The 14,617-nt window shown below is 48.9% G+C and carries 14 protein-coding genes and 3 tRNA genes; 6 read left to right on the forward strand and 11 right to left on the reverse strand.

Going from position 1 to position 14,617, the window contains the following annotated elements:
• Nucleotides 1-27 precede the first annotated feature (27 nt).
• Nucleotides 28-2,205 carry a bifunctional 23S rRNA (guanine(2069)-N(7))-methyltransferase RlmK/23S rRNA (guanine(2445)-N(2))-methyltransferase RlmL gene (gene rlmKL / locus AAC007_RS03135; RefSeq protein WP_295877502.1) on the reverse strand — a complete coding sequence of 726 codons (2,178 nt, stop codon included), beginning with the start codon at nucleotides 2,203-2,205 and terminating at the stop codon, nucleotides 28-30.
• Between the two features lie 250 nt (nucleotides 2,206-2,455).
• Between rlmKL and rmf the strand changes: the two genes are divergently transcribed.
• Nucleotides 2,456-2,659: a ribosome modulation factor gene (gene rmf / locus AAC007_RS03140; protein ID WP_219041569.1), complete on the forward strand. Its 204-nt coding sequence runs from the start codon at nucleotides 2,456-2,458 to the stop codon at nucleotides 2,657-2,659.
• A gap of 101 nt (nucleotides 2,660-2,760) precedes the next feature.
• Here the strand turns inward: rmf and rluB are convergent, their stop codons facing one another.
• From rluB to AAC007_RS03165, 5 genes are all read right to left on the reverse strand, one after another.
• A complete protein-coding gene (rluB, locus tag AAC007_RS03145; RefSeq protein ID WP_295877500.1) occupies nucleotides 2,761-3,552 on the reverse strand; it encodes a 23S rRNA pseudouridine(2605) synthase RluB in 792 nt (263 codons plus the stop codon).
• The gene (scpB, locus tag AAC007_RS03150) at nucleotides 3,552-4,295 is read right to left on the reverse strand and encodes an SMC-Scp complex subunit ScpB (protein WP_339674580.1); all 744 of its coding nucleotides are present in this window, start codon (nucleotides 4,293-4,295) and stop codon (nucleotides 3,552-3,554) included. The genes rluB and scpB overlap by 1 nt, the downstream gene beginning before the upstream one ends.
• Nucleotides 4,292-5,113, reverse strand: a complete 822-nt coding sequence (locus AAC007_RS03155) for a ScpA family protein (RefSeq protein ID WP_295877668.1) — start codon at nucleotides 5,111-5,113, stop codon at nucleotides 4,292-4,294. The genes scpB and AAC007_RS03155 overlap by 4 nt, the downstream gene beginning before the upstream one ends.
• Before the next feature lie 195 nt (nucleotides 5,114-5,308).
• On the reverse strand, nucleotides 5,309-5,938 hold the full coding sequence (locus AAC007_RS03160; protein WP_295877499.1) for an L-threonylcarbamoyladenylate synthase: 630 nt from the start codon (nucleotides 5,936-5,938) through the stop codon (nucleotides 5,309-5,311).
• A gap of 19 nt (nucleotides 5,939-5,957) precedes the next feature.
• Nucleotides 5,958-6,797 carry a PHP domain-containing protein gene (locus tag AAC007_RS03165; RefSeq protein WP_339674581.1) on the reverse strand — a complete coding sequence of 280 codons (840 nt, stop codon included), beginning with the start codon at nucleotides 6,795-6,797 and terminating at the stop codon, nucleotides 5,958-5,960.
• Between the two features lie 101 nt (nucleotides 6,798-6,898).
• On the opposite strand from AAC007_RS03165, the gene AAC007_RS03170 reads away from it, so the two are divergent.
• The 5 genes from AAC007_RS03170 (at nucleotide 6,899) to AAC007_RS03190 (ending at nucleotide 10,033) form a co-directional block, all read left to right on the forward strand.
• A complete protein-coding gene (locus tag AAC007_RS03170) occupies nucleotides 6,899-7,600 on the forward strand; it encodes a VC0807 family protein (RefSeq protein WP_295877496.1) in 702 nt (233 codons plus the stop codon).
• Between the two features lie 8 nt (nucleotides 7,601-7,608).
• The gene (locus AAC007_RS03175) at nucleotides 7,609-7,908 is read left to right on the forward strand and encodes a YciI family protein (protein WP_295877494.1); all 300 of its coding nucleotides are present in this window, start codon (nucleotides 7,609-7,611) and stop codon (nucleotides 7,906-7,908) included.
• An 85-nt stretch (nucleotides 7,909-7,993) separates the two neighbouring features.
• Nucleotides 7,994-8,665, forward strand: a complete 672-nt coding sequence (locus AAC007_RS03180; RefSeq protein WP_295877492.1) for a TIGR04211 family SH3 domain-containing protein — start codon at nucleotides 7,994-7,996, stop codon at nucleotides 8,663-8,665.
• A 2-nt stretch (nucleotides 8,666-8,667) separates the two neighbouring features.
• Nucleotides 8,668-9,240, forward strand: a complete 573-nt coding sequence (locus tag AAC007_RS03185) for a peptidylprolyl isomerase (RefSeq protein WP_295877491.1) — start codon at nucleotides 8,668-8,670, stop codon at nucleotides 9,238-9,240.
• A 34-nt stretch (nucleotides 9,241-9,274) separates the two neighbouring features.
• Nucleotides 9,275-10,033, forward strand: coding sequence for a pyridoxine 5'-phosphate synthase (locus AAC007_RS03190; protein WP_295877489.1), 759 nt, complete (start codon nucleotides 9,275-9,277; stop codon nucleotides 10,031-10,033).
• Between the two features lie 92 nt (nucleotides 10,034-10,125).
• On the opposite strand, the gene AAC007_RS03195 is transcribed toward AAC007_RS03190, so the two are convergent.
• From AAC007_RS03195 to AAC007_RS03215, 5 genes are all read right to left on the reverse strand, one after another.
• Nucleotides 10,126-11,802: a ShlB/FhaC/HecB family hemolysin secretion/activation protein gene (locus AAC007_RS03195; RefSeq protein ID WP_295877487.1), complete on the reverse strand. Its 1,677-nt coding sequence runs from the start codon at nucleotides 11,800-11,802 to the stop codon at nucleotides 10,126-10,128.
• 98 nt (nucleotides 11,803-11,900) lie between these two features.
• Nucleotides 11,901-13,538, reverse strand: a complete 1,638-nt coding sequence (locus tag AAC007_RS03200; protein ID WP_295877485.1) for an OmpA family protein — start codon at nucleotides 13,536-13,538, stop codon at nucleotides 11,901-11,903.
• Nucleotides 13,539-14,208: 670 nt separating this feature from the next.
• Nucleotides 14,209-14,284, reverse strand: a tRNA-His gene (locus tag AAC007_RS03205).
• Nucleotides 14,285-14,310: 26 nt separating this feature from the next.
• A tRNA-Arg gene (locus AAC007_RS03210) sits at nucleotides 14,311-14,387 on the reverse strand.
• A 28-nt stretch (nucleotides 14,388-14,415) separates the two neighbouring features.
• Nucleotides 14,416-14,492: transfer RNA gene (locus AAC007_RS03215), tRNA-Pro, on the reverse strand.
• Nucleotides 14,493-14,617: the final 125 nt, after the last annotated feature.

The raw sequence follows: 14,617 nt of genomic DNA on the forward strand, positions 1-14,617 counted from the left end.
CGTCATTATTGAAGAAAAACGCCCCCCCTAGCGGTGGCGTATATACCAGCAGTAGTGAATCGGTTTACCACCGCGGGAAAAGTCCTCATCTAAGGACCATTTCGTTTTATCTTCTATTTGATATTTCTCTGCCACGCCATCGTCGAGACTAAAGTCGCGTTTATTGGTAGAGAATATCAGCAAGCCATCCGGTGCTAAGCAGCGCATTGTGTCATCTATTAACTCGCCGTGATCGCGCTGAGTATCGAGCACATCATCCATGCGTTTTGAATTTGAAAATGTAGGCGGGTCTAACAGAATAAGGTCATATTGATCTTCGCAGCTTTTTAACCACTTTCGACAATCCGCGTGCTCAGTTCTATGCCTAGCCTCGCTGAGGCCATTTAGAGATAAATTACGCCTCGCCCACTGCAAATAGGTTCGCGACATATCCACCGACGTAGTAAAGCGCGCACCGCCGATACCAGCCTGCACGGATGCAACGCCGGTGTAGCTGAATAAATTTAAAAACCGCTTTCCCTTTGCACGCGCGGCAATATCTAAACGAACCGGACGATGATCTAGAAAAAGTCCCGTATCCAGATAATCAAATAGATTAACCAGAATCTTAGCCTGCCCCTCTCTCAATTCCATAAAAGAATTTCGTGGTGCCTGCCGCTGGTACTGATCTTTGCCGCGTTGCCGCCTGCGCTCTTTGATAGCGATATTACCGGCGGAAACAGAAAATACTTGGCTTACCGCTTCGATGACTTCCCGCAATCTGCGCTCAGCATCTTCTTCTGAAATAGTCACCGGAGCCATATACTCGGCGATATGCACTGCGCTGCCGTAACAATCTACCGCCACGGCGTACTCGGGCATGTCGGCGTCGTAAACCCGGTAGCATTCAATCTCGTTTTTGTTTTTCCACTTGCTTAAACGTTTAATATTTTTCCGAAGACGGTTCGCAAACATTTGACCGCCGGCAGTCAGCTGCACATCCGACGCCGCGTTTTTATCCTGCTGCTGCGCCTGATCGCGCTCGACGACAAATGCCTCAGAATTAATATTAAATAATAATAACTTCGCAGGAATGGTGCCGTTTAAGAGCTGGTATTGCTTATGGCTTCTCACGCCCATACGCTTACCGAGATCCGGATTCCCGGTAAATATCGCCGCTTGCCAGCCTGTAAAATGAGCTTTCATGGCTTGACCAAGGTGACGGTATAAATGCAGCAACTCCGCCTGCTCCCCCAAGCGTTCACCATAAGGCGGGTTGGTAATGAGCAAACCTTCAGGCACGGTTCTGTGAGTCGGCATTGCTAATTGCGCAAGCTCACGACGAGATACTTTTACAAAGCGACCTAGCCCCGCATTGTCGATATTCTCCTCAGCTTGGGCGACAACTTTGCCGTTGGCGTCGTAACCGCGAATTTCCGGCCAGTCTTTAGCCATCGCCTTACTGCGCAACGCGCGCGCCTCTTCCAAGAGACTATCCCATGCGATTGAGTCGTGGCCACGCCAGCCGGTAAACCCCCAGCGGCTTCGTAACAAACCCGGCGCAATCTGCATCGCCATCATCGCCGCCTCGATCAGCAGGGTGCCTGATCCACACATTGGATCAATTAAGCCACCCCCTCGGCTTGCCATACCCGGCCAGTCGGCACGCAACAATAATGCCGCGGCCAAATTTTCTTTTAGCGGCGCCATAGCGCCACTGCTGCGGTAGGCGCGGCGGTGCAGACTCTCCCCTGATAAATCGATTGCTACGGTGATATAGCCCTTGCGCAAGCGCACATTGACTCGCACATCAGGGTTTTCTTTATCAACACTTGGGCGCTGCGCCCCCCTAGCCAAAAAATAATCGACTATGGCGTCTTTGCTTTTTAAAGCACCAAAATGCGTGTTGCGGATATCATTAGACTGGCCATTAAAGTCGACGGTTATTTTGCTATCTGCAGATAAATGCTCATCCCACTTTAGATTTTTTAAGCCGTCATACAGTGCATCGGCGCTTTCGCCGCGAAATTCAGTCAAGACCAGCAAAACACGATTGGCCAAGCGCGACCACAAGCAAATTCGGTAGGCTGTCGCGACATCCGCGCTAAAACTCATCGCACCGACGGTCTCGCGATTGAGCTCTGCCCCCAAGGCAGAGATTTCTGAAGCCAAAAGTTGCTCCAAACCCTTTGGGCAAGTAGCAATAAAAGAATATCTTTGACTCATAAAACCTCTAATGGGTGCTAGTGATGGAAAAATTCAACTTACTTAACAACAACTTAATTCTTTATACGTCTTACATCTAAAACCAGCAATACTTATAAGTAATAGGTCTTCGACGAAACATATGAAAGTTTGATTACATGAAGATCCTGTCGCGATCAAACGCATCGCGATGGTGACAGAAAACCGGCTGTTGCGCGAACAAGCAATACCGTAGCGACATGTTGACTAAATACGTGGAGGCTAATGCCCTATGAGAAGACAGAAACGCGACATGACTGAAAGAGCATATCAACGTGGTTATCAAGCAGGCATTTCCGGCAGGCAAAAAGACAATTGTCCCCATAATCAAGAGCAACTTAAACAGGAGTGGATGACAGGCTGGCGAGAGGGACGCACCGATCATTGGGATGGTATTGATACCGCCACCGCTCTGGAAAAACAGGCGTTTCATTAATCAAATACTGTAGATAAAAGGCCCTTAGGGCCTTTTTTTATTCCCGCTCAATACCTAGTTAAACCAATCCAATTCCAAGTTAAAATTGATCAGCAACTTAATTACCGCGTTCTACGCCCCCGCCCGCCAGCAGGTGCTTCGGTAACTGGCATCGCTAATTCTGCCATGCCGTAGACATTGGCAATCTCTTTTTCATCTAACTCTATCCACTGCCCCACTTTGACTTTAGAGGGAATGAATACCGAACCGTAACGCACGCGCTTTAAACGATTAACCTGTAATTCTTGGGATTCCCACAGGCGCCGAACCTCGCGGTTGCGACCTTCCATAATGACCACGTAATACCAGTGATTAATGCCTTCTCCGCCACCGTCGACGATATCGCTAAAGCGCGCGACACCGTCTTCCAGCTGCACACCGTCTGTTAAGCGCTTCAACACGTCTTCTGTCGCATTACCCATCACCCGACACAGATACTCGCGCTCAATGGTTGTTGAGGGGTGCATTAGCTTATTCGCGAGATCGCCATCGGTTGTAAACAATAGCAGGCCGGTAGTATTGAAATCTAAACGCCCAACGGATATCCAGCGCTCACCTTGTAAGCGCGGTAAACGATCAAATACCGAGCGTCGCCCCTCGGGATCCTTGCGGCTACAGATCTCGCCCTCAGGCTTGTTATACAGCAATACCCGCGGCTTTGCCGCAGCGGTATCGAGACGCAAAGGCTTACCATCTACTTGTATTTTGACTGCCGAGTCTACGCGGTCGCCCAACGTTGCTACGCGGCCATCGACGAGTACACGACCTTCGCTAATTACTTTTTCCATTTCCCGGCGTGAACCCAAGCCAGCTCGAGCCAATACTTTCTGCAGTTTTTCGTCGGTTTGTATCATTAAAAGTTGGTCTCGGGTGGGAATTCTTTGTCGTAAACCTCGTCTTCAATAACGTTGCTTTCCGACTCAGCTTCTATTTCAGTATCTATTTCGGTAACTAGCTCGGACTCTGATTCCGTCTGCGCGTCTGACTCCGCCGTCGTGTCTTCGCCGTTGTTGCTATCTAAAGCAAACTCACCGGTGTGCAGCTCTAACTCACCGTTCATCGTATCGAGATCGGTAATTTCAGCCAGGCTCGGCAATTCATCGAGATTACGCAAATTGAAGTAATCTAAAAATTTACGGGTGGTCGCATACATCGCAGGCCGACCAGGTACATCTTTGTGGCCCACCACGCGCACCCATTCGCGCTCTAACATAGTCTTAATGATTTGCGAACTGACCGCTACACCGCGTATATCTTCAATATCACCGCGGGTGATCGGCTGGCGATAGGCAATCAAAGCCAAGGTTTCTAGCATGGCGCGGGAGTAACGCTGCGGTTTTTCCTCCCACAGGCGACCTACCCAAGGCGCGAGATCTTCACACACCTGAAGGCGGTAGCCACTGGCGACGACTTTAAGCTCATACCCTCGACCAGCGCAGTCCTGGCCAATCGCATTCAGCGCATCTTGAATATCACCCGTACTCGGCCTTTCGTCGGCGTCAAATAACTCGGCGATATGCTGCAGGGATACGGGCCTCCCCACTGCCATCAAGACGGCTTCGATGATTCGTTTTAACTGCGGTAAATCCGGCATCATATAACTTTCGCTTTTACGTGGATTGGCGCGAAGGCCTCTGATTGTACAATTTCTACTAAAGATTCTTTGATCAATTCCATAATCGCCAGAAAAGTTACCACGACGCCTAAACGTCCCTCTTCCGCTTTAAACAAGGTAACAAACGGCACGAAGCTATCCGATCGCAATACGGCTAAGACCTCGGACATACGTTCGCGAGTTGACAGCTTTTCGCGCTGTATTTGATGGCTTTCAAATAGGTCGGCACGACGCAATACTTCGCCCAACACAATAAGCAATTCTTTTAGGTCTACATCCGGCTCAGCGCGCACCTTTGACATCGGTGGTGGCTCAATAACAACCGCGTAATTATCACGCCCCATTCGCGGGAGTTGATCGATGTTTTCAGCCGCTTGTTTAAAGCGTTCGTATTCTTGTAAGCGGCGAATCAGCTGCGCACGCGGATCCTCTTCGTCGTCGAGCACGTCCGCCGAACGAGGCAGCAGCATACGCGACTTGATCTCGGCCAGCATGGCCGCCATGAGGAGGTATTCCGACGCCAATTCAAACTGCATCGCGCTCATCATATTCACGTACTGCATATACTGCTGAGTGATCTGCGAGACGTTTATTTCCAGAATATCGAGGTTTTGACGCTTAATAAGATAAAGCAGCAGATCGAGTGGCCCCTCGAACGCCTCTAAAAACACCTCTAGTGCTTCAGGTGGTATATACAAATCTTTGGGAATTTCGGTGAGCGGCTTGCCCTGCACCACCGCGAAAGGCATTTCGCCCTGCTGTGGTAATTGCCGAATAGCCTTGAGACTAACAATCTCGATGGCTTGCTGCGCAGCGTCTGGCAAAGGCTCCAGACGACCGAGCAATATGTCAGGCGACACCGAATCCTGTTCAGCCAGCGGCGCTGCATCAGGCTGTTCTACGGCGAGCTTTTCTGAAGGTTTATCTTGCACTGTTACTGAGATCTCACGATATCATCTACCAAGGGCGCGATTATACGTTGATCTGGGCGCCCGTCACAGCGAATCCTCAAATTGACTCACATCACCCAAACCACGGCGAATAATGACGGGAACATCGTCAACCAAATCGATCACCGAGGTGGCCTCCATGCCGCAGTAACCGCCGTCAATAACAAGGTCTACGAGATTGCCGATGGTATCGCGAATATCGTAGGGATCCGTCATGGGTAGCTCTTCACCGGGCAATATTAAACTCACACTCATCAAGGGCTCGCCGAGCTCCGCCATTAAATCCAAGCAAATCTGATTTGCCGGCACACGCAAACCTACACTTTTACGCTTAGGATGATGTAAGCGTTTTGGCACCTCTGGCGTCGCCCGCAATATAAACGTATACGGCCCAGGGATATGTGCTTTCAGCAAGCGAAACGCGCTATTGTCGACCTTGGCATAGGTTCCCAGCTCAGAAAGATCGCTGCACATTAAGGTGAAGTTATGCTTTTCATCTAAGCGGCGTATAGCTCGCACACGCTCAAGCGCTGATTTATCACCTAATTGACAACCTAGTGCGTAAGCCGAGTCGGTTGGGTAAGCAACCACCCCGCCCCCTCGAATGATATCGGCCGCCTGCTTAATTAAACGAGCTTGCGGGTTTTCTGGATGTATTTGAAAAAATTGAGTCACTGCGCCTACCTTAAAGTACTTATATTGTTGATTCTACATGTTGCCAGCGCGCCCAAACCGGCTTGCACGGCGCCACGATATCGGCATTGCAACCGAGTTCCAGCCAATTACTGGGCTGGTGAAAATCGCTGCCTGCAGACGCCTCAAAGTCGAATTGAGTGCAGAGCTGACGGAGGTAATTTAAATCACTAGGCGATGGTCGGCCATTGCAGACCTCTAAGCCCTCACCACCGGCTTCTTTAAAATCTGCCAACATGCGCCGCAGCTTGGCATTGGTCAGCTTGTAGTGCAGTGGATGTGCCAATACCGCCACCCCACCTGCTGATTTAATCCAGTTTATTATGGTTTCAAGTGACGGCCACATCGCCTTAACATCACCCACTTTGCCCGCACCTAAATATTTATAAAATGCAGTCGCCATTGAATCTACATAACCCTGTGCCACCATAAACCGTGCAAAATCAGGGCGGCCAATGGCTCGTCCATCAGCTAGCGCTGATGCACCTTCAAATGTGTCTTTGAATCCGAGCTTTGCAAGCCGATCGCCGATGATTTTAGCTCTCTCGCCACGCGCAGCGCTCTGATCAGACAGCTCTGCCTGTAACCGACTGCAAGTGGTATCTATACCCAAGCCAAGCACATGAATATTAACGCCCGACCACGTACACGATAGCTCTATCCCCGCGATGAGTTTTAATTCTCCAGTGCTGATTTCGCTGATCGATGTATAGCCGTCAATGGTATCGTGGTCAGTCACCGCCAGTAATTGCACTCCACACTCCTTGGCGCGCAACACCAACTCCTCTGGGCTCAAGCCGCCATCTGAGGCTGTGGTGTGGGTATGTAAATCAACTATCACGCCAAATATGCTCCGAGGCTAGTGGTGAAAAATTAAAATGGGTATAGTGGGCGGATAATCTTCTCCAACCCTTTTACTGACATTTATCGACGGGATTTCCAATGCCGGACCAGGCAAATACACCTCAGCGCCACAGCGTCATCGTCAATCTTTTGTTCAACATCATTGTACCCACATTGATACTAACTAAGCTCAGCGGCGATGCCTACCTGGGGCCTCGCTATAGTATCGTGATTGCCCTCGCCTTCCCATTAAGTTTTGGCATTTACGACTTCATGAAATCACGTCGCGCCAATGCCTTTGCGATCCTTGGCTTTATCAGCGTCTTATTAACAGGCGGTATTAGCCTATTGGAGCTGGACGCCGAATACATCGCCATTAAGGAAGCCAGCATACCGGCAATTATCGGTATCGCCACTTTAGTGTCACTGTATACCCCTTACCCCCTGATCAAAACCTTCCTCTTCAATGACGAAGTTATCTACACTGAAAAAATAAGCAGCGCGCTGCAGGAGCATAACAACGCAAGCATGTTTGACGCGGCACTTCGCAACGCGACCTATTTAGTCGCCTTCTCATTTTTTCTGTCGGCGACGCTCAATTATATCCTCGCCAAAGTACTCTTGGTGAGCCCACCGGGAACAGCTGAATACAGTGCGGAATTAGGAAAGATGACCGGCCTCAGCTTTCCGGTAATAGCGCTGCCTTGCACCTTAGTTATGCTGGGCGCCCTATTCTATTTAGTCAAACAGATCGAAAAATTAACCGCGCTCAGTTTCGACGACATTTTCAGAATACATTAGGATTTTCTATGTTATACGCAGTAATCAGTGAAGATGTTGCAGACAGCCTCAGTAAAAGACTAGGCGCTCGAGCCGCACATATTGAGCGACTTCAAGCACTCAAAGCCCAGGGGCGCCTCGTGCTAGCTGGACCTCACCCCGCTATTGATAGCGAGGATCCGGGCGAAGCAGGTTTTACCGGCAGCTTGATCGTAGCTGAGTTTGCATCGCTTCAAGAAGCACAGCAATGGGCCGACAGCGACCCCTATATTGAAGCCGGTGTTTACGCCAAGGTGTTAGTTAAGCCTTACAAAAAAGTATTACCGTAATTGATGCAGAATTTGAACTACTCTAATAAGTGCTTTATCCTTCAATGTTAAATATTTAGCGCAGTTTATTAACGTGGAAAATACAGTGAAAAAATCATTTATATTCGGCTTGTCAGTGATCCTGTTTTGTTTGACAAGCGCGTCTTTCGCCGACACCCGTTATATCAGCGATAAAATTTATGTACCACTGCGCGTAGGTGACGGTTCAAAATACCGCATCATTCATCGCGGCCTACCAAGTGGCGAGAAGCTCGAATTAATCAGTACAAACGAAGACAGCGGCTACTCAAAGGTTCGCACTGACAAGGGCGTTGAAGGCTGGCTGCCAAGCCATTATTTGATAAGCTCTCCAGCCGCAAGAAGCCAGTTGGCCGCCAACAAGAAGCAAATTGATGAGCTGAGCGGCATCAACAAGGAGCTGCAAAAAAAACTGGAAAACACCACCCAAAGCAGCCAGGAAACCAATAGCATCGTTGAAGAGCTTCAACTTGAAAATAAATCACTAGCCGAAGAGCTAGAAGAGATTAAACGTATTTCTGCCAACAGCATTAAACTCGATGACGATAACCGCCGCTTGCTTGAATCAAATCAAATGCTCAGCAGTGAAGTCGACGTATTAAAGACCGACAATGCCCGCCTTCGTGAAAACAAAGAAAACGAATTCTTCTTAAACGGGGCATTCGCCGTACTTATCGGCGTGATGATTGCTCTTATAGCCCCGCGAATGATGCCTAAACGACGTTCTGATTGGGGCTAAACATGCGCTTTCTACCTGCACTGGTCTTTGCCATTTTCGGCCTAGCCGCCGTTACGCCGGCTTTAGGGCAGGAAACTAAGGCCAATCCCGTGGTTGTGATAGAGACCTCGAAGGGTGACATCACCCTTGAGCTTTACCCGGATAAAGCGCCAGTCACCGTTGAAAACTTTTTAGGCTACGTAAAAAGCGGGTTTTATAACGGCACCATATTTCATCGTGTCATTCGCCGCTTTGCGGTTCAGGGCGGCGGCTTTACGCCAGACTTAGTGGAAAAGCCCAATGGCGAAAGTATTGTCAACGAGTCCAAAACCAGTAAACTTAGAAACGATCGCTGGACTATTGCCATGGCTCGCACAGACGACCCTAATAGTGCCCGCTCTCAATTTTTCATTAACATGCGCATGAATCTGGACCTTGACTCCCGTATGGGACGCGATGGCTATGCCGTATTTGGCAAAGTGATTGAGGGAGAGAACATCGTTCGCGACATCGCCATCAGCAACACTCACTCCGTTGGCGGCATGGACGACGTGCCGGTTGAACCAATTCTGATTATTAGCACGACAATCAAGTAAGCGAAACTATTGCGCCTACGCGCGAGGGGTCATTTTGACTGCGCTAAGTATCAACCTGAACAAAATTGCTTTAATTCGCAATTCCCGCGATACAGAATACCCCAGCGTTGCCCTGCACGCAGTGCGCTGCATAAGCGCCGGCGCACACGGAATTACTGTGCATCCACGCCCTGACCAACGCCATATTCGCGCGGATGATTGCTACGAACTCGCCACCTTATTAGACGTCGAGTTTAATATCGAGGGCAACCCTTTCGCACCAGCCTGCAAAAGCGATCGACGTGACGTAAGCGACTATCCCGGCTTTATGGAAATAATCCGCTTAACACGACCTGCGCAATGCACGTTAGTACCGGATACCGACAGCCAACTTACTTCTGATCACGGCTTCGACTTACGTAAAGATGGCGATCGCCTTACGCCAATCATTGCAGAATTAAAATCCCTAGGTGTTCGCGTCAGCCTTTTTATGGATCCAGATCCAGCTCAAATTCGACTTGCAAAGGACATTGGCGCAGACCGCATTGAGCTTTACACCGGCCCGTATGCAGAAAGTTTCGGCTCACTTCATCAGGACAACGTGCTGAAGCAATTTATAGCCGCCAGTGACGTAGCCGTAGAAGTCGGGCTTGGCCTTAACGCAGGACATGATCTAAACCTTCACAATTTATTTTTATTTAAGAATAGCGTGCATAAACTATTAGAAGTCTCCATCGGTCACGCCTTTACCGTTGACGCCATCGAACTCGGCTTAGATAACTGTATTAAATCGTATCTGAGCTGCCTGCGTTAAAACCCCAAAATTAAAATCGTCGCGTTTTTACTAGACTTATTAAAAGCGGCGCTTATCTACATTAAGCAGGTAAGCGCCATTCAATGGCTTAATTAAAATACCTTTTTGAGTACAACGTAAAAGTCTGCCTCAAGCTTATCTAGCTCATCGCTCGACTCAAAACCGTCGTCCATAAGTGGTCTAGCAGCCACAGCATCAAGAGTTATGCCCCAACCTAAGTCAGCTCCAATACGCGCGCCCATATCGGCAATACTGCGTTCAGCACCCGCTGACCCACTAGCATTTTCAAATTGCGATGCACCGTATTCAACAAATACTGAGGCCGAGAGATCAACGCCACCCAATATAAATTTATGCGTAAAATCCGCTGCCGTGAAGTAACCTGAATCACCAGACAATACACCTGGCAGGTAAGCACTAAGTGCGCTCATACCACCAAGCACCCATTGCTGCTGCTGCGGTAGCTGCTCATCCGCAATCTGCGCAGAGAAATTAAAATTCAGTTCCGAAGCGTCGGATAAAGGCAGTTTCGCCGCAACCTTCGGCAACACCACAACAAATTCCGCAGTGCGCGTCGTAGGCCCGACTTCGGGCGACGTCGCTGTTGCCGTACCAAGAGTACCGCTGTCGCCAGTTACACCTGCTTTTAACGACAATTGCGCCGACCAACGGAAGGTTTTGCCGTCGATCAAAGTAGCAGAAAAATATTTTGCACCAAGCTCCACAGTGCCATATTTTTCGTCTTGCAGACTGCCAAACATCCCGGCGTCAATCTGGGAATCAATATACTCAACTCGCTCAAATAAATTAAAGCGGTGCGTCAAATCAGCAGATAAAACCTGCTCACCTGTTAACGCGACCGCATTAATGTCCGCATCTAAAGAGAGGTTTTGCGTCGTCGTGGTCGTTGTCGGCGCGCTGCAACCAAGCAGCCCGCCCAAAGGCCCTAGCAAATCACAAAGCGGGGTTCCGCCGCCCGTAATTGTCGTGATTGGAACCGGACCGAAATTTTGTGTGTATTCAGTATGACTAGCTGTAATGCCATATAGGCCAGTACTAAATGCACGATCAGCGGACAACTGAAAGCGGTGATAATCCTCACCATTTCGCGACTCACCTAAGTCAGTAAACGCCGTTTCATAGCCAAAAGTTGCTCGCGTACCGTTCTCAAAATTATGACTTATACCCACATCGCCAAAATAACGGCCAACGTAGCGGCTCCCCTGGTTGCCAATTTGGAAAACCACGTCAGTTGAGTCAAAATCCTCTACTGGCCGCGGCTCAAAAACCAGCACAACATCTTCAGGATTATTAGCATCATTCTGATACGATACTGAGTAATCCATTCCGATCCGCTGACTCTTTACATTTGCCATAACTCGAGCGCGCTCAAACTCAGCCCGCGTTAAATCCGCATCACCAACTAAACCCTCAAAAAACTCACCAAGCTGATCGCCCTGGACATCCGCCACTCGACCTTGTACAGCGTGTATATAAACAACATTACTGTCCGGTGCATATTGCATCGTCACCAACAAATGACCCTTGCGCAAAACCAGCGAGTTCATTAAAAAAATTGCTTGTGACGGTGTTTTCGCGGCCACGAAAATGGCATCTAACTCGTCGTTACTTAAATAGTGGGTTCCAGAAACCCGCAACTCGTAACCGTTAACCTTCCCATTGTAGCTTGCAGAGGCGCCAGACACTGACTCGATATATTGCGGAGTCGTTAACTGTGGTGGTAACGCCGGAGGAAAATCAATTGCCATAAATACAAGTCCTTTGATAAAGGCTTAATATGCAATTGTAAGCATATTAAATTTAATAGAGATTCGACGGGGCAGCCAAAAGCTGACCGTCGTCATAATTACTGATCAGCGTTGTTCTGTTCTTTAACGGATTGAAACACGTCACCGTCGAGAATATTCAACTCTACGCGACGGTTTTCAGCACGCCCTGCCGGATTGTCACTGCCGTCGTCATTTTCGTTGCTAGCAACTGGAACAGATTCGCCATAGCCGCGATATGCAAGACGCTTGTCTTCAATGCCAGCTTCGATCAAATAGTTATACACGGTCGCTGCACGAGCGTAAGAAAGACGGATATTGTATTCATCACTGCCTTTGGCATCAGTATGCCCATCCACAGCTACCAAGGCTGCTGGCTTAGCCTCAAGTACCTTTACGGCATGCTCAAGAATTGGCAACGACTCTGGCGTAAGATCAGCGCGATCGAATTCAAAATTAACACCACGCAAAACAAGCGCCGCATCTTCGGTTAAGTGACAGCCGGTTAAAAAGACCGGCATATCAGCCGGCGTATCTAAACACTCATCTCGATCATCACAAACGCCGTCAGCATCCAAATCTTTACAGCTATCCAGCAAAGCTACATTATTGCGATCCGCGCAGCCCACCCCACCGGTAGCAGCACAATTACCTGCATCACCACCACCAGAGCCATCACCACCATTACCCGCCTCATTCGCTACTGCAACCGTAATTAAACCGCCATTTCCAGATCCAGGCCCGTTCAGCGCGCCCACAGCGACTAATCCACCATTCGCCGAGTTAGCACCGTTTAATGCACCAACAGCGACGGTTTCGGAATTACCTGAATTATCGCCATTCAACACAGCAATTGCGCCAAAGTCAGAATTACCGGAATTATCGCCATTCAATACTGCCAGCCCCGCGCTACCGCCATTACCGACATTGTCGCCAGACAAAACAGCTGCGCCAACAGCATCGCTGTTACCGGAATTACTGCCAGATATTGCAGCTATGCCAGCAAGACTGCCGTTGCCACTATTGCTGCCACTTAAAACAGAAACACCAATCAAATCGCCATTGCCTGAATTATTACCAGACAATACTGCAAGACCAATTATGCCGCCGTTACCTGAAGAACCGGGTGTTAACAACGCAATTCCGGCCAAGCCGTCTGCAGCGGCGTTACCCGAGTCAGCCGCACCAAGTAAGGCTAGACCTATTGGCTGACCATCTAAGCCTGGCAGCGACAACATTTGAGCCATCTGAACACCACCAGCAGTAAGCTGGTCGGTAAGACCTTCTAGTGCGCCCACCACGGGAACCACTATCGCTCCCTCAGGACCAACTAAACTGCGCAGTTGCGTGACAATGCCGCTTTCATAATTTAAGCCAAGCGCACCTATTAACTGCGACAAACCCAGCGCATCTATAGGTATTGCAGTACCAGAACCGGTTTTATTGCCAAAACCAAGCAGCTCCCCCGAAGCCAACGTAAGGCCTAGATCATTCTCTGGGTTGAGGGCATCCGCGCCAAGAAAGTCATTATCACCAGTGCCGACGGGATCCAAAACTGAGGCACCAACGGTCCCTACTGTGGTTCCGACCTCCGATAAAAGCTGAGTTAAACCTAAGGTATTAAGTAGATCTGTAAGAGCATCTGCTGTTGCAACCGTCGAAAATAACAATGCCATCGTCACCGTAAATATAGACAATAGCTTGCGTAAACACGCCATTATAACGCTCCCAATTGAACACTAAATCTCCAACTCAATTGTCGAAGACACATTACCAAAACCACACGCCAGACGACCGCCAGCAATCACTTTGCTAGCGGTCACAAAACTCAAACGACGGATAAATAAGGAAATTAAATACAGCTGAGAAGATTTGCCGAAAATATTGCGAGATATAAGAGCGTGTTTTCCGCAGCTGCCTTTAAAAACAGTTGCAACATTACATTTTCGCAAACAAATTGCGTACATAGATCAAAATTGCATTCTCCATGTACGCAGCAGAAACCCTCTACTGGAACGTCATTGTTCCGCGGTACTTAACAACACAAAAAAAGAAATCCCAGTGAACCATAAACACAGGCTAAACCTATGGCGCCAATACTAATCAAAGCCTTGAAGCTTAAATAGCGAAGCAATAGGTAGAAACCGCTATTAATATTGTTTTGTGACGGCAATCACACAGCCAAAACGCGAAAATGGCGACTACGACACATTCGAAGCAATTTGCCGGCTTGACGGCTAGGATAAATTTAAAAAAACCATAACTTAGGAGGAGATAAGGTGTGGCGAGAAATCGAAACCGCAATAAAAAAACAGATAAAAACCAACATTAAAAATGCGAACTGCGCGCTGAAAACGCGAACTGTTTTTAGGGGAGATATTTAGAAAATGGGGTGGCCGACGGGGCTTGAACCCGCGACAACAGGAATCACAATCCTGGACTCTACCAACTGAGCTACGGCCACCATTGGGGGAAAAATCGTCCTGTAAATGGCGCGCCCGACAGGATTCGAACCTGTGACCGACGGCTTAGAAGGCCGTTGCTCTATCCAGCTGAGCTACGGGCGCAAAACCGTCCGAACTGAGATACGAAAAATGGTCGGGGTAGAGAGATTCGAACTCCCGACATCCTGCTCCCAAAGCAGGCGCGCTACCAGACTGCGCTATACCCCGTTTTTCGTTTCCCGTATGCCCCGCTACAGGAGCTGCGCATGATACGCAGACCTTTTTATCTCGTCAACGGTTTTGGGAAAAATTATTCGATTGATTTGTTGGCCTGTAGTTTGTGCACATGCGAC

This window comes from uncultured Zhongshania sp. (assembly GCF_963975605.1).
GTDB classification, from domain to species: Bacteria; Pseudomonadota; Gammaproteobacteria; order Pseudomonadales; family Spongiibacteraceae; genus Spongiibacter; species Spongiibacter aquimaris.

What these genes read in the sequence shown, in the direction of transcription:
- AAC007_RS03200 (WP_295877485.1), bottom strand. Translation starts at nt 13,538, where the DNA reads ATGGCGTGTTTACGCAAGCTATTGTCTATATTTACGGTGACGATGGCA.
- scpB (WP_339674580.1), bottom strand. Translation starts at nt 4,295, where the DNA reads ATGATGCCGGATTTACCGCAGTTAAAACGAATCATCGAAGCCGTCTTG.
- rluB (WP_295877500.1), bottom strand. Translation starts at nt 3,552, where the DNA reads ATGATACAAACCGACGAAAAACTGCAGAAAGTATTGGCTCGAGCTGGC.
- AAC007_RS03175 (WP_295877494.1), top strand. Translation starts at nt 7,609, where the DNA reads ATGTTATACGCAGTAATCAGTGAAGATGTTGCAGACAGCCTCAGTAAA.
- rmf (WP_219041569.1), top strand. Translation starts at nt 2,456, where the DNA reads ATGAGAAGACAGAAACGCGACATGACTGAAAGAGCATATCAACGTGGT.
- AAC007_RS03170 (WP_295877496.1), top strand. Translation starts at nt 6,899, where the DNA reads ATGCCGGACCAGGCAAATACACCTCAGCGCCACAGCGTCATCGTCAAT.
- rlmKL (WP_295877502.1), bottom strand. Translation starts at nt 2,205, where the DNA reads ATGAGTCAAAGATATTCTTTTATTGCTACTTGCCCAAAGGGTTTGGAG.
- AAC007_RS03195 (WP_295877487.1), bottom strand. Translation starts at nt 11,802, where the DNA reads ATGGCAATTGATTTTCCTCCGGCGTTACCACCACAGTTAACGACTCCG.
- AAC007_RS03185 (WP_295877491.1), top strand. Translation starts at nt 8,668, where the DNA reads ATGCGCTTTCTACCTGCACTGGTCTTTGCCATTTTCGGCCTAGCCGCC.